Source organism: Streptomyces sp. B15 (assembly GCF_018070605.1).
Taxonomy (GTDB): Bacteria; Actinomycetota; Actinomycetes; order Streptomycetales; family Streptomycetaceae; genus Streptomyces; species Streptomyces smyrnaeus.
The window spans coordinates 1-12,735 of sequence record NZ_JAGPXJ010000139.1; the positions used below are offsets into that span (position 1 = coordinate 1).

General features: G+C 72.5%; 11 protein-coding genes and 1 pseudogene. 1 reads left to right on the forward strand and 11 read right to left on the reverse strand.

The features are described from left to right. The 11 genes from KBY19_RS33880 to KBY19_RS33930 all read right to left on the reverse strand — a co-directional run. The coding region (locus tag KBY19_RS33880; protein ID WP_210967371.1) for a hypothetical protein at nucleotides 1-364 on the reverse strand (364 nt) is incomplete at its 3' end. Nucleotides 365-692: 328 nt separating this feature from the next. Beyond that, on the reverse strand, nucleotides 693-2,264 hold the full coding sequence (locus tag KBY19_RS33885) for an ABC transporter ATP-binding protein (protein ID WP_210967372.1): 1,572 nt from the start codon (nucleotides 2,262-2,264) through the stop codon (nucleotides 693-695). Beyond that, nucleotides 2,261-3,136 carry an ABC transporter permease gene (locus KBY19_RS33890; protein WP_210956832.1) on the reverse strand — a complete coding sequence of 292 codons (876 nt, stop codon included), beginning with the start codon at nucleotides 3,134-3,136 and terminating at the stop codon, nucleotides 2,261-2,263. The genes KBY19_RS33885 and KBY19_RS33890 overlap by 4 nt, the downstream gene beginning before the upstream one ends. Beyond that, the gene (locus KBY19_RS33895; protein ID WP_210956833.1) at nucleotides 3,133-4,086 is read right to left on the reverse strand and encodes an ABC transporter permease; all 954 of its coding nucleotides are present in this window, start codon (nucleotides 4,084-4,086) and stop codon (nucleotides 3,133-3,135) included. Before KBY19_RS33895 ends, KBY19_RS33890 begins: the two co-directional genes overlap by 4 nt. Next, nucleotides 4,083-5,678: an ABC transporter substrate-binding protein gene (locus tag KBY19_RS33900; RefSeq protein ID WP_210967373.1), complete on the reverse strand. Its 1,596-nt coding sequence runs from the start codon at nucleotides 5,676-5,678 to the stop codon at nucleotides 4,083-4,085. Before KBY19_RS33900 ends, KBY19_RS33895 begins: the two co-directional genes overlap by 4 nt. A 58-nt stretch (nucleotides 5,679-5,736) precedes the next feature. Continuing rightward, nucleotides 5,737-6,555, reverse strand: a complete 819-nt coding sequence (locus KBY19_RS33905; protein WP_210956835.1) for a class I SAM-dependent methyltransferase — start codon at nucleotides 6,553-6,555, stop codon at nucleotides 5,737-5,739. A 14-nt stretch (nucleotides 6,556-6,569) separates the two neighbouring features. Next, on the reverse strand, nucleotides 6,570-7,847 hold the full coding sequence (locus KBY19_RS33910; RefSeq protein WP_210956836.1) for an MFS transporter: 1,278 nt from the start codon (nucleotides 7,845-7,847) through the stop codon (nucleotides 6,570-6,572). Continuing rightward, nucleotides 7,831-8,892, reverse strand: coding sequence for an enolase C-terminal domain-like protein (locus KBY19_RS33915; RefSeq protein WP_210967374.1), 1,062 nt, complete (start codon nucleotides 8,890-8,892; stop codon nucleotides 7,831-7,833). Before KBY19_RS33915 ends, KBY19_RS33910 begins: the two co-directional genes overlap by 17 nt. After that, entirely contained in the window at nucleotides 8,889-9,977 is a 1,089-nt protein-coding gene (locus KBY19_RS33920; protein WP_210967375.1) for a PLP-dependent cysteine synthase family protein, read from the reverse strand. The genes KBY19_RS33915 and KBY19_RS33920 overlap by 4 nt, the downstream gene beginning before the upstream one ends. After that, nucleotides 9,974-10,822, reverse strand: a complete 849-nt coding sequence (locus KBY19_RS33925) for a DUF364 domain-containing protein (RefSeq protein WP_210956839.1) — start codon at nucleotides 10,820-10,822, stop codon at nucleotides 9,974-9,976. Before KBY19_RS33925 ends, KBY19_RS33920 begins: the two co-directional genes overlap by 4 nt. Next, nucleotides 10,819-12,075, reverse strand: a complete 1,257-nt coding sequence (locus KBY19_RS33930) for an ATP-grasp domain-containing protein (RefSeq protein WP_210956840.1) — start codon at nucleotides 12,073-12,075, stop codon at nucleotides 10,819-10,821. The genes KBY19_RS33925 and KBY19_RS33930 overlap by 4 nt, the downstream gene beginning before the upstream one ends. A 336-nt stretch (nucleotides 12,076-12,411) precedes the next feature. Between KBY19_RS33930 and KBY19_RS33935 the strand changes: the two are divergent. Further along, nucleotides 12,412-12,735, forward strand: a pseudogene (locus tag KBY19_RS33935) (alpha/beta fold hydrolase); the annotation flags it as partial.

Here is a 12,735-nt window from a genome sequence, read left to right on the forward strand (position 1 = left end):
TCGCGAACGCCCCGCAAGCAGCCAGGTACCCGCGGATCGTCTCCGCCCGCCCGGTCCTGCGGGCCGACCAACGCGACAGCTGCACGACCGGCAGGACGGCCGCCGCCGAGCCGATCGACCCCGCCAGGCCGAGCATGACCACGGCGAGCACGGCCGCGAGGAGATACCCGACGTAGGCCGAGATGCCGGTGGCGAAATAGTGCTCATCCCGCAAGCCTGCCAGGAAGTAGACGACCAGCGCGAGCGCGCCCTCCGCCGACAGAGCCACGGCTCCTGTCAGCCACGCGGCCGTCCAGCCTGCGCCGCCGACACGCTCCGGCGCCGCAGGAGTCGCCACCTGCTTCTCCACCGTCCAGTGCGCCATCCCCACCCCTTCCCTTTCAGGTCTGCTTCATCATGCACCTGTCCAGCAGGGCCGCAGCGGCAGGGGTGCCTCGCTCGTTCGGCGAGTTCCACGCAAGCCGATCAGGGGTGGAGCCGGCGGCGGCCGTGCTGGCGTCCGGGGTCATCGAGCACGTCGGGCTCGGTCCGGGCCGGCCGCCAAGTCGTCGCCGGTGGAGCGGGGGCGTTGGCTTCCGTCACGGCGGCGGTGGAGCCACCCGGAAGTGGCTTCACCGCCGTAGCCGGGCGGGCAGCTACCGGCTGTCTCGCGTCGGGTGGGCGCCGGGTTCCACGACTCCACCGTCTCGTTCCTACTCGGCGACCCCCGCCTCCAGGCGTGCCGTGGTCTCCAGCAGCGAGATCGTGAAGGGGTGGCTCGGCTCCGTCAGGACGGACCGGGCGGGGCCTTGCTCGACGAGTTCACCGGCGTCGAAGACGGCGATGCGGTGGGCGAGGGCCGCGGTGTCCAGGTCGTGGGTGATCAGTACCAGGGACAGATTGCCGCGGTCGTGGAGCAGCGAGGTGACGGTGCCCAGAATGTCGCGGCGGGTGACGGCGTCCAGGCCGGAGGTGATCTCGTCGCAGATCAGCACGCGGGGCCGGGCGAGGAGCGCGCGGGCGAGGGCGGCGCGCTGGAGTTCGCCGCCGGACAGCCGGCCGGGGCGTCCGCGCACCAGATCCTCCGGGAGGCCGAGGCTGTTGAGGGTGGTCAGGGCCTCGGTGACGGCGGCGCGTTCGTCGGTGCCGTGCAGCCGCGTCGCGGTGCGGGCCACCTGGTGCAGCACGGGCCGGTGCCCGTCGAAGGCGGCGCGCACATCCTGGAAGACGTATTGGACGGCTGCGAGTTGGCTGCGGGAGCGGTTGCGCAGGCTGCGCGGCAGCGGGGTGTTGTCGAGGAGGATCCGCCCGTCGTGGTCGCGGTGGAGTCCGGCGAGGCAGCGGCCGAGTGTGGTCTTTCCGCTGCCGGAGCGGCCGACGACGGCCAGGCACTCGCCCGGGTACAGATCGAGTTCGGGAGTGTGCAGAACCTCGGCCGCTCGGCGGTCGCCGTCGCGGTGGCGGGCTGTGAGATCGCGTACCCGTAGCACGGGTTGTCCGGTGCCGGCCGGGCCGTCCGGTTCGCTGCGTCGGGGCTGGTCGCTGAGCAGCTCGCGGGTCCATTCGTGCCGGGGCGCGAGCCATACGCGTGCTGCGGGACCCGATTCGACGACCCGCCCCGCGCGCATGACGTGGATCTCGTCGGCGAGGGCCCGTACGACGTCGAGGTCGTGGCTGAGCAGGACGACGGCGATGCCGCGGGCCGCGACGGCCGCGAGGTGGTCGACGATGCGCCTCTTGGCCAGTGCGTCCTGGCCGGTGGTGGGTTCGTCGGCGACGATGACGCGCGCGCCGAGCAGCAGGGCCTGGGCGAGGACGACGCGCTGCTGCTGGCCGCCGGAGAGCTGGTGGGGATAGCGCCGCAGCAGGGCTTCGGCGGCGGGGAGTTGCGCCTCGGCCAGGGCGTGCAGGACGCGTTCGCGGGCCGCCGCGCGGCGCTTGCCGCGGGGCAGCTGGCGTACCTGGGGGCGGGCGATGTCGGTGAGGAGGGCGGCGATACGGCGGGCGGGGTTGAGGACGGACGCGGGGTGCTGGGGGATGTAGCCGGCCAGGCCGTGGGCCGTCAGCCGCACGTCGCCGCTGACGCGGGCGCCCGGCGGGTACTCGCCCAGCAGGGCGAGGCCGGTGGTGGTCTTGCCGCTGCCCGAGGCGCCGACCAGGGCCGTGACCTTGCCGGGGAGGGCCTTGAGGCTGACGCCGTCGACGATCGCCCTGCCGCCGATCTCGACGCGCAGCTCGCGGATCTCCGCCACGGGATCCACAGGTGTGCCGTAGGTGTGGTTCATGGACGTGCTTCCTTCTCTGTCCGGCGCCGCACGGGTCCCTCTCCGGTCTCGGACCCGGTTGCGCGGGGGAGGGTCCTTCGTCTTCCGCCCTTGTCCAGCGCGGCGTCGCAGAGGAGGTTGGCGCCCATCGTCAGACCGACGATCAGCAGGGCCGGGACGACCACCGCCCAGGGCTGGACGAACAGGCCGGTGCGGTTGCGGTCGACCATGACCGCCCAGTTGGCCGCGTCGGGTGCCACACCGACGCCGAGGAACGCGGCCGTGGCGACCAGATACAGCACCCCGGTCAGCCGGGTACCGGCGTCGGCCGCCAGGGGGCGCAGCATGGAGCGGCCGACATAGCCGAAGGCCATCCGCCACCACGTTTCCCCCTGCATCCGCAGCGCCTCGACCGCGGGCCGGGCGGCGGCCTCCGCGGCGGCAGCACGTACGAGGCGGGCCGCGTCGGGCACATTGACCAGGGCGACCAGCATGGCGAGACCGAAGGCACCGAGGGAGAAAACCGTGGCCGCCAGCAGGATCAGCAGCAGCGAGGGGACGGCCAGCAGCACGTCCAGGGGCCGCATCAGCAGCTCCTCCAGCCAGCGGCGATGGGTGAGCGCGCTGGCCAGCCCGACGGGCAGTGCCACGAGGTAGGCGAGGGCGGTCGCCGCCAGTGCCGTCAGCACGACAGGCCGGCCGCCGTGCAGCACCTGCTGCCAGGTGTCGCGGCCGACGAAGTCGGTGCCCAGCCAGTGGCCGTCGCCCAGGGTGAAGGACGCGGCCCGCGGGCCCGGCTCGCCCGCGAACACCGGTCCGAGCAGGGCGAGGGCGAGGGGCACGGCGATGAGGGTGAGGCCGAGTGCGAAGCGGCCGGCGCGCAGCTGCTTCACGCGGCCACCCCCGTCCGGGGCGCGAGGCGCAGCGCCACCAGATCGGCGCCGAGGTTGAGTAGGACCGTCAGGACACCGAACACCACGGCGAGGCCCTGGACAACGGGGACGTCGCGTTCGGCAATGGCGTTCAGCAGCACGGTGCCGAGTCCGGGGATCACGAACAGGGCCTCCACCACGATGACGCCGGACAGCAGCCAGTCGACGGTGCGCGCGAGTTGCTGGGCGGCCGGGGCGAGGGCGTTGGGGAGCGCGTGGGCGTAGCGCAGCCGTGCGCGGGGGACTCCGTAGCGGCGTGCCTGGGCGACATAGGGAGAGGCGAGAGCGTCGATCATGCCGGCACGCACCAGCCGGACCAGGGAGCACACGGGCCGGGCGAGCAGGACGAGGACGGGCAGGACGAGGGCGGCCGGGTGGCCGAGCAGGTCGGCGCCGTAGCCGACCGCGGTCGGCGGCAGCCAGCGCAGCTGGATCGCCAGGACGGTCACCAGCAGTACCCCGAGGGCGAATTCGGGAACGGCGTACACGGTCAGCGTCACCGAGCTGATCAGCCGGTCGGTGAGCCGGCCCTCGTGGCGTGCCGCCAGCACGCCGAGCCCGAAGCCGATCGGGACCAGCAGCGCCACGGTGAGCACGGCCAGCAGCAGGGTGGGGGCGAAGCCGTCGGCGATGTACCGGCTGACCGGGCGGCCGGAGACGAGTGACGTACCGAGGTCGCCGTGCGGCAGCCCGGCCGCCCAGTCGGCCAGCCGCTGCCATGCGGGCTGATCCAGATTCATGGCCTCCCGGATGGCGGCGACGCGGGCCGGGTCGGGCTGGTCGCCGGCCAGGGCCACAGCGGCGTCACCCGGCAGCGCCTCGGTGAGCGCGAAGACCAGCAGCACAACGGCGACGGTCTGAGCGGCACCGAGGAGCAGCCGCCGGGCGACGAAGGGGCGCACTTCGCTCACCCGAGCCACACCTTGTCGAAGCGGGCCCAGTCGAGGGTGTTGGCCGGGGCCTTGGTCTCGACCCCCTTCACACGGGGGAGAGTGCCGATGATCCAGTCGGCGAAGCCCCAGACCAGGAAGCCGCCCTCGGAGTACAGGCGGCGCTGCATGCGCGCGTAGACAGCGGCGCGTTCGGTCGTGTCGCGGGTGGACTGCGCCTGCTGGTAGAGGGCGTCGAAGTCCTTGTGCCGCCACTTGGTGGCGTTGGTGGTGGAGTCGGTGAGGAGGCGCTGGGAGATGTGGGTTTCGATGGGCATGGCGCCGGAGCGGTAGCAGCACAGGGTGCCGGAGTCGAGGATGTCGTTCCAGTAGGAGTCCTTGCTGCCTTTCTTGACATCGATGGTGACGCCCGCCTTCCTGGCCTGGTCGCGGAAGATGCTGGCGGCCTCGGTGAATCCGGCGGCGACGGCCGAGGTGTCGAGGGTGACCTTGAGGCGTTCGGCGTCGGCCTTCTTGAGCAGGGCGCGGGCCTTGTCGAGGTCCTGTTCGCGCTGGCGGAGGGCGTCTGCGTAGTACTCGTAGCCCTTGCCGAACAGGTCGTTGCCGATCTCCCCGGCGCCGGACAGCGCGCCGTCGATGAGTTCCTTGCGGTCAGCGATGAGGAAGAAGGCCTCTCGCACCCGCTTGTCGTCGAAGGGCGCTCTGTCGGTCTTCATACAGAACGCCTGCATGGCGCTGTTGGGCAGCCGGACGATATCGATCCGGCCCTTGTTCTCGTGGGCACGCGCGGTCGTGGGGTTGAGCTCGTGCGCGTACTCGACCTGCCCCCCGAGCAGGGCGTTGACGCGCGCCGACTCCTCGTTGGCGATGACGAACTCGAGCTCCTCCAGGTGCGGGGCGCCGTCCCAGTAGTCGTCGTTGCGGCGGAAGACGGCGGAGCGGCCGGGGGTGAAGGAGACGAACCGGAAGGGGCCGGAGCCGATGGGCTTCTTGTCGAAGTCGGAGGCGTCCTCGGGCACGATGTACGCGCCGAACGCGGCCAGGACGTTGGGGAATTCGGCCGTGGGGCGCTTGAGCACGAATTCGATGGAGCGCTCACCTGTGGCGCGGCTGGCGTCGAGGTCGACGGGCTCCAGGGACGCCTTGGCCCGGAACGCCTTGTCGGGGTCGGTGATGCGGCGGTAGCTGTAGAGGACGTCCTTCGCGGTGACCGGCTTGCCGTCGTGGAAGGCGGCCTTGCGCAGGGTGACCTTCCAGCGGTCCAGGGACTTGTTCGGCTCCCACTTCTCGGCGAGCCGGGGCCGGGCCGACAGGTCGGGGCCGTAGTCGGCGAGCTTGTCGAACAGCGCCTTGGCGCGGGCGACGTCGGCGAAGAGGTTGGACAGATGAGGGTCGAGGGTTTCGCCGGCGCCGCCGCCCGCGAACGCGGCACGCAGCCGTCCGCCGCGCTTCGGTGTGCCGTCGCCCTTGCTGTCGCTGCTGTCGGGGCCGCCGCATCCGGTGAGGGCGATCGCGCCGAGTGAGGCGGCGCCCGTGGCGGCGAGGAAGCCGCGGCGCCGCAGACCGGGGAAGCGGTCCTGGGAAGGGAGCTGCCGGGGGAATTCGTCGTGCATGCGTTTTCCTCAGGTGGAGTGGACAATGCCGTGCGGGGGAGAGGGGAGAGAGGAAGCGTCAGGACGCGGGGGCGGGCCCGGTCGCGCGGGCCACGAGGTGCAGTCGGTCGGCGTCGGTGGCGCTGCCGGGGAGCAGGCCTTCCTGCCAGGGCGGCTCGGTGCGCGGTCCCGGGCCGTCGTGGAGCTCCAGGACCTCGAAGCCGAGTGCGGCCAGCACGTGACGCAGTTCTTGCGGGAAGAGCAGCCGCCATGCGGAGCGCTGCTCGACGGGCTCCGCTCCGTCGTCCGCGGTCCACACACGTGAACGGCGCAGGAGCTGGGCCGTGCGGTCCACCGTGAGAGTGGTGGTGGACCGGTAGGTGGTGCCCTGCCAGGTGAACTCGTTCACGGTGGGCGCGTCCAGCAGGTCGGTACGGCCGAGGAAGTACGCGCCGTTGCGCATCTCCGTGACGAGCAATCCGCCTGGTGCGAGCGCGCGGCGGCAGGAGGACAGAAAGCCGTCGAGCTGGTCGTTGGTGTGGCAGTACAGCATGGCGCTGTCCAGGCAGCTGATCGCGTCGAAGGCGGCCCGCCCCAGCTCGAATCCGTGCAGGTCCGCGCGAACGTACGCGGGCCCCGGATGGTGGGTGCGGGCGTGGTCGAGCATTGCCGGGGAGATGTCGGCGCCGGTCACCGTGCGGCCGATGGCGTGCAGGTGGGCGGCGTCCCGGCCGGTACCGCAGCCGATGTCCAGGACGCGCGGGCCCGCGCCGTGCCGCCGAAGGCAGTCCTCCGCCCACCGTGCGGGCAGCCGGCCGGGGTCGGGGAAGCGCGCCTCGTACAGCTCAGGGCTGTCCGTGAGCAGGTTGCGGGCACTCCCGGTCGTCGCAGAGGTCATATCGGCTTCCTGTCTCAGGCCTTCACGGGTACGGCAGGCTTCGACGGCTCCGGCAGTGACCGCAGCCGGCGCAGCCAGGCCACGCCGAGCGCGGAGGCGAGTCCGAACAGGGCGCAGCACAGCCACGGCAGCCAGCCCGCGCCGCTCCGCTCCCCGGTGTCCATGGCCCATCCGACGACGGTGTTGCCGACGGCTGCGGCGATGCCCGAGAGGACGTAGAAGATCCCGAAGTAGGTGCCGGTCAGCTCACAGCGGCCGAAGCCGGGGATCAGCTCCATCACAAAGGGCTGGACCACCATCACACCGAGATACAGCAGCAGGGCTCCCGCCAGCACGGGCACAGCACGCAGCGCCGCGTCGGCCGCACCGTCCGGGCCGCCGGACATACCCGGACCGGACATGCCCGCGGCCAGGGCGGGCGGCAGGAAGGCCAGCGCCATGAGGCCCAGCCCCGCGGCGATCCACCCGGCCCGGTCGCCGCGCTCCTTGAGGCCGCGAGTGATGCGCAGTTGGAGCGCGAGATTGGCGACGGTGCCGATGAGGAACACCAGGCCCGCCGCGCCGTTCCAGCCGGTGGCCTGCCGTGCTCCGTGGGGCAGCAGCAGGTACAGCTGGTTCTCCAGGGTGAACATGCCGACCATGGCGAGCGCGAAGGCGAGGAAGGCCCGGTTGCGGAGGACCTCCCGCCAGTCCGCGAGGACGGTGCCCTTGTTCGGCTCCACCTTCCGGGCGGGGAGGACCAGAGCCTGGGCGACGGTGAGGAGCGCGAAGATCGCGGCGGCGGTCAGCGCCGAGGTGCGGAAATCCACCAGCAGCAGCGCGCTGCCCACCAGCGGGCCGACCAGCGCTCCCGTGGAGGCGAACACATTGAACAGGGCGAACGCTTCCGCCTTGCGCTCGTCCGCCTCCTGGGCGATGTAGGCGCGGACGGCGGGATTGAACAGCGCCCCGGCGAAGCCGCTGAGCATGGAGGCGGCGAGCAGTACGGGAAGGTTGTCGCCGAGCGCGAAGAGCGCGAACCCGAGGGTGCGCAGGGCACAGCCGGCGATGATGACGCCGCGCGCGCCGAGCCGGTCGGAGGCGGAGCCGCCGATGATGAACAGGCCCTGCTGGCTGAGGTTGCGAAGGCCCAGGACGACGCCGACGACGGCGGCGGACATGCCCAGGTTCTCGGTGAGGTGGGTGGCGAGGTAGGGGATGAGGAGGTAGAAGCCGGTGTTGACGCCGAGCTGATTGACCAGCAGGAGCTGGACCGCGAGCGGAAAGCGGCGCATCTCACGCCATGTCTGCACAGCGCACCTCCCGCGGCTCGACGCCCAGCCCCGGCAGGGCACTTGTCCGTACGAAGCCGTCCTCGCCCCCGATGCCGCTCCACGGGTCGCGGGCCAGCAGCAGATGCCCGTCCAGGTCGACCCAGCGTGCGCGGTCGGCGAGGTGCACAGCGGGTGCGAGGGAGAGGCTGCTGGCGGTCAGGCAGCCGAGCATCAGCCGGGTGCCGCTGCCATGAATCAACTCGGCGATACGCAGGGCCGCGTGCACGCCGCCGCACTTGGCGAGCTTGACGTTGACGCCGTGCACGCGCCCGGCCAGACGGCGCACGTCCTCCAGGTCGACGGCGTCCTCGTCGGCGATGATCGGCAGCGGTGAGCGTTCGGCCAACGCGCCCAGGGCCTCCGGGTGACCGGGCGCCAGGGGCTGGTCGACCGCCTCGACACCGAGGTGCGCGAACCGGGGCAGCAGCGCTTCGGCCTGTGCCACGGTCCCCGCGCCGTTCGGGTCCAGGAGCAGCCGGGCGCGGGGGGCGGCGTCGCGGATGATGCGGGTGCGCTCCACATCGTCCTCGGGCTCGGGGGACCCCGCCTTCACCTTGACGACCTCGAATCCGCTCGCCGCGAGACAGCGGGCCTGCGCTGCCGCGTGGGCGTGGGAGGTGAGGCCGATGGTGCGGGCCGTGGCCGCGACCGGAGCTTCCGGCGTGCCGAGGAGCCGGTGCACGGGACTGTCTGCGCGCTTGCCGACGAGGTCGAGGAGAGCGGCCTCGGCGGCGGCGGTCACGGCCGGGGGAGTGCCCTCGTCGATCGCCTCGCCCGCACGCAGGGCGTCCAGGGCGCTTTCGGGGTCGGGGAAGCGGACCAGGTCAGCGGCGACGATGGCGACGAGTCGTTCCAGGGTCTTGGCGTCGAGGCCGTAGTAGACGCTGCTGACGGCCTCACCGTGGCCGGTCGTGCCCTCGTGTTCGATGCTCAGCCATACGGCGTCGCGGGCGGACATGGTGGAGCGGGAGATGCGCAGCGGCTCGGCGAGGCCGAGGCGTACGGTGCGCCGGCTGGCCTTCACGGGTTCCTTTCCGAAGAGGGGACGGCCGTCAGCGGGTCGGTGACGCGCGTGCACCGCACCCAGCCGGTGGCCTCGGCCGCGTACGGGTGCGGGATCTGGACGGGTCGGGTGGCCGCCGTGGCCGGGGCGAGGCCGTGGGCCGCGGCGAAGTCGTCGTCGTAGACGGTGCCCAGATAGCGGTGCGGGCCGTCGGGGAAGACGGTGGCGACCACGGCACCGGGGTGGACGCGGGCCGCCCAGGCGGCGACCCGGGCGGCGGCGCCGGTGCTCCAGCCGCCGCTGACGAAACTGCCGCGGGCCAGGTGGCGGCAGCTGTCCACGGCCTCGGCCGGGCCGACCCAGTGCACCTCGTCGAACGCGCCGTAGGTGACGTTGCGCGGGTGGATGCTGCTGCCCAGACCGCGCATCAGCCGCGGCCGGGCCGGCTGGCCGAAGATCGTGGAGCCGGTGGAGTCGACACCGATCAGCCGCAGTGCGGGCCAGTGACGGCGCAGCGGGCCGATGATGCCGGTGCTGTGGCCGCCGGTTCCGACGCTGCACACCAGGATGTCCAGGTGGTCGAGCTGGGAGGCGAGTTCGGCGGCCAGGGAGGCGTAACCGGCGCTGTTGTCGGGGTTGTTGTACTGGTCGGGCCAGTAGGCGCCGGGCAGCTCGGTGAGCAGCTCGCGCAGCCGGGCCAGGCGTGCGGCCTGCCAGCCGCCCTGGGAGGCCGGACGGTCCACGATCTCCAGCCGTACGCCGTGGGCGCGCAGCAACTGCCGCATGGACGGCTCCAGCTCACCGTCCCCGACCAGCACGACGGGGTGGCCGAGAGCCTGGCCTGCGAAGGCGAGCCCGATGCCGAGGGTGCCGGAGGTGGACTCCACCACCGCGGCCCCCGGCCGCAGTTCGCCGCGCTCGCGGGCGCCGAGCAGCATGGACACGGCGGCCCGCGCCTTCATACCGCCCGCGGCGAGCCCTTCGAGTTTGGCCCAGAAACCGGGGTGCGGCTCCGGCAGACCGGCGGTGATGCGGGCCAGTGGCGTACGGCCGAGCAGGGTGAGCAGTTCCGGGCGGGCGGCTGGGCGTATGGCGGTCGCGGTCAACGGGCGCCTCCCGGACGGTCGGCGCGGTAGCGGTAGACGGTGCCTGGGCCGCCTTCCAGCCAGAAGAAGGGGTAGGGCTCCGCACACACCGCGCTCACCCCGGAGTCCAGGAGGCGGGGCAGCACGGCGCTGCCGGTCTGGGCGAACGTCACCAGCTGCTTGCCGTGCCGCAACGCGTGCTGTCGCAGTGGTTCGAAGGTCCCGTTGCCCAGCGTCATTCCGGATACGAGCAGCGCGTCGCACCGTTCGGCCTCGGACAGCGCGTCGGTGGCAACGGTCTCGTTCCACTCGGTGACCCCGCCCTTGAGGTCGCATGGGACGTAGCCCAGTTCGCGGGCACGGAGGGCTTCCAGCAGGGAGTTGACGACGCCGACGACCAGCACGGTCGCGCCCGGTGGCAGATCGAGCAGTTCGACCACCGCACGCGCGCGGGCACGGGACTTCTCCAGCGACGTCCCGGCCGGCAGCGGCACGGGCCGCGCCCCGTTGCCCGGGGTGTGCGGGGAGATGTGGGCCAGATAGGCGTCGAGTGCGGCTACGCGCACCGGAAGCAGCGGATGGTCCAGGAGCCGGGCCACGTCGGCGCCGGCGCAGTCGTCGACCGCGCTGTCCGACAGCGTGTTGGGCTCGACCGCGCACGAGCCGACGGCCTCGGCGAGGCGCAGACTGAGCACCTCGTTGCGGTAGCCGGTGCCGCGCCCGTCGTGCCGTACGGCCTGCCGCGTGGTGAAGGCAACCGAGATCCGCTGCGCTGCCGGCTCCGGGCCGAGCTCGCCTGCGCGGGCCCGGGCTGCGAGTTCGCCGTACGTCGTCACACGGATGGGAGCCGAGGTGGCGGGAGTCATCGGATCACCAGCCCGGATCGCACCCCGTCGAGCAGGGCTTCGACCCGTTCGCGGGCGCCCGTGCCCTCGGTGTCGCCCGCCATGACGTGTCCCAGGTACTCGTTGTTGCTGCCCGCGGCCTTGACCTGCTTGCCGGGCTCGGCGAGGTGCACCTCCAGAACCTCCGGGAGGTCGCACAGGTGGCCGCCTCCCAGCGCTTCGAGCGTGCCGGGGGTCTGCGCCACGAGGAAGCCGATGGCGGCGCTGCGCAGCCCGGTGTCGGTGCGCCGCAGATCGGGTGCGCGGCCGAGGGAGACGTCCACGAAGGCCGCGGCCAGGTCGATGCCGGTGATGTGGCGTACGAGTTCGGTGATGCGGTTACCGGCCGGGCGGGGGTTGACCTCGACCACGCGCGGCCCGGCGGAGGTGAGCTTGATCTCGGTGTGCGCCACGGTGCCGTCGGTCAGCCCGAGCGCCTTGAGCGCGCCGAGTGCGGTCTGCTCGGCGGCCTCGGTGTCCGCGGCCGACAGCGCGGCGGGGAACATATGGCCCGTCTCGATGAACGCGGGCGCTCCGCCGATGCTCTTGTCGGTCACACCCACCACATGGACCGCGCCCGCGTGCGAGACGGTCTCCACACTCACCTCGGGGCCGTCCAGGAGTTCTTCGAGCAGCACCTCGGGTGGCCGCCGCTGCCCGCGCGCGTTGACCGGGAAGTCGGCCATCGCCCGTACGGCGGAGGACAGTTGCTCTTCGTCCTCCACCAGCCGGACATACATGCCCGCGCACAGGTCGACGGGCTTGACCACCAGCGGGTAGCCGATCTCCTGCGCTGCCCGTGCGATGCCGGCCCATTCACCGTGTACGGCGAAGCGTGGTCCGGGCACCCCGGCATCGGCCAGGACACGGCGGGTGGCGTCCTTGCGGCAGGCGTTCCGGACCGCCTCGGGGCTCGCCGCGGGCAGACCGAGGCGCCCGGCTATTCGCGCCACCGTGGACAGGTAGTAGTCGCAGGCAGTGATCACCCCGTCGAAGCCGAACACCCCCTGCAGCCGCTCGACCTGAGGCAGCAGGGCCTCGGTGTCGTTGGTGTCCGCTGTGATCACGTTGCGGGCGCCGAGCAGCGGATGCGCAGTGCCCTCGGGTGCCGCGCGCAGGTAGTGGTGCAGGTCGCGGGTGAGAAAGGTGAACTCGTGCCCGCCCTCGCGGATCGCCCGCGGCAGCAGTCTGCTCATCGATCCGACCCAGCTCTCGACCACCAACAGATGAGCCACAGGTCCCCTTTTCGTCCCGTCTCGTGCGGTGCGGTTCGCCACATCAGGCAGCCCGACGGCGCCTCCGTCGGGAGGCGGACCGGGCTTTACGGAGAACAACGCTATCGGTAATCATTTTCATTGTCATCTGTACTCAACGGGCCCACTGGGAGACACTCCGTGACCGCACGCGTCCACCGCCGTGCTCTGCTGTGCGCTCTGGCGGCACTCACCGCGACCGCCCTGCCCACCGCTCCCGCCCGCGCCGCCCCGCCGCCCGCCCTGCGCTTCGGGGCCTGCCCCGATTCCGTGCCCGACCCACCGGCGCCGGAGCGTGTCGAATGCGCGCGGCTTAGCGTGCCGCTCAACTGGGCCCACCCGGGCGGGCCGCACATCGAGATAGCCGTCTCACGGGTGCGTGCCGCGGGCTCCCCGGCCGAGCGGCGCGGCAGTCTGCTGGTCAACCCCGGCGGCCCGGGCGGCTCCGGCCTCCCCTACGCCGTCACCAAGCGGGCGAAGCTCCCCCAGAGCGTGCGGCGCGCCTATGACCTCATCGGGTTCGACCCGCGCGGCGTCGGCGACAGCGCACCCGCCGACTGCGGCCCGATGGGCGGCCTGTTCGACAGCCCGGGCGCGGACCCCGTACCCACCGGACCGGTGGCGGAGCGGACCCACCTCGCG

Coding starts and splice junctions, on each gene's coding strand:
- KBY19_RS33885 (WP_210967372.1), bottom strand. CDS start 2,264: ATGAACCACACCTACGGCACACCTGTGGATCCCGTGGCGGAGATCCGC.
- KBY19_RS33900 (WP_210967373.1), bottom strand. CDS start 5,678: ATGCACGACGAATTCCCCCGGCAGCTCCCTTCCCAGGACCGCTTCCCC.
- KBY19_RS33905 (WP_210956835.1), bottom strand. CDS start 6,555: ATGACCTCTGCGACGACCGGGAGTGCCCGCAACCTGCTCACGGACAGC.
- KBY19_RS33925 (WP_210956839.1), bottom strand. CDS start 10,822: ATGACTCCCGCCACCTCGGCTCCCATCCGTGTGACGACGTACGGCGAA.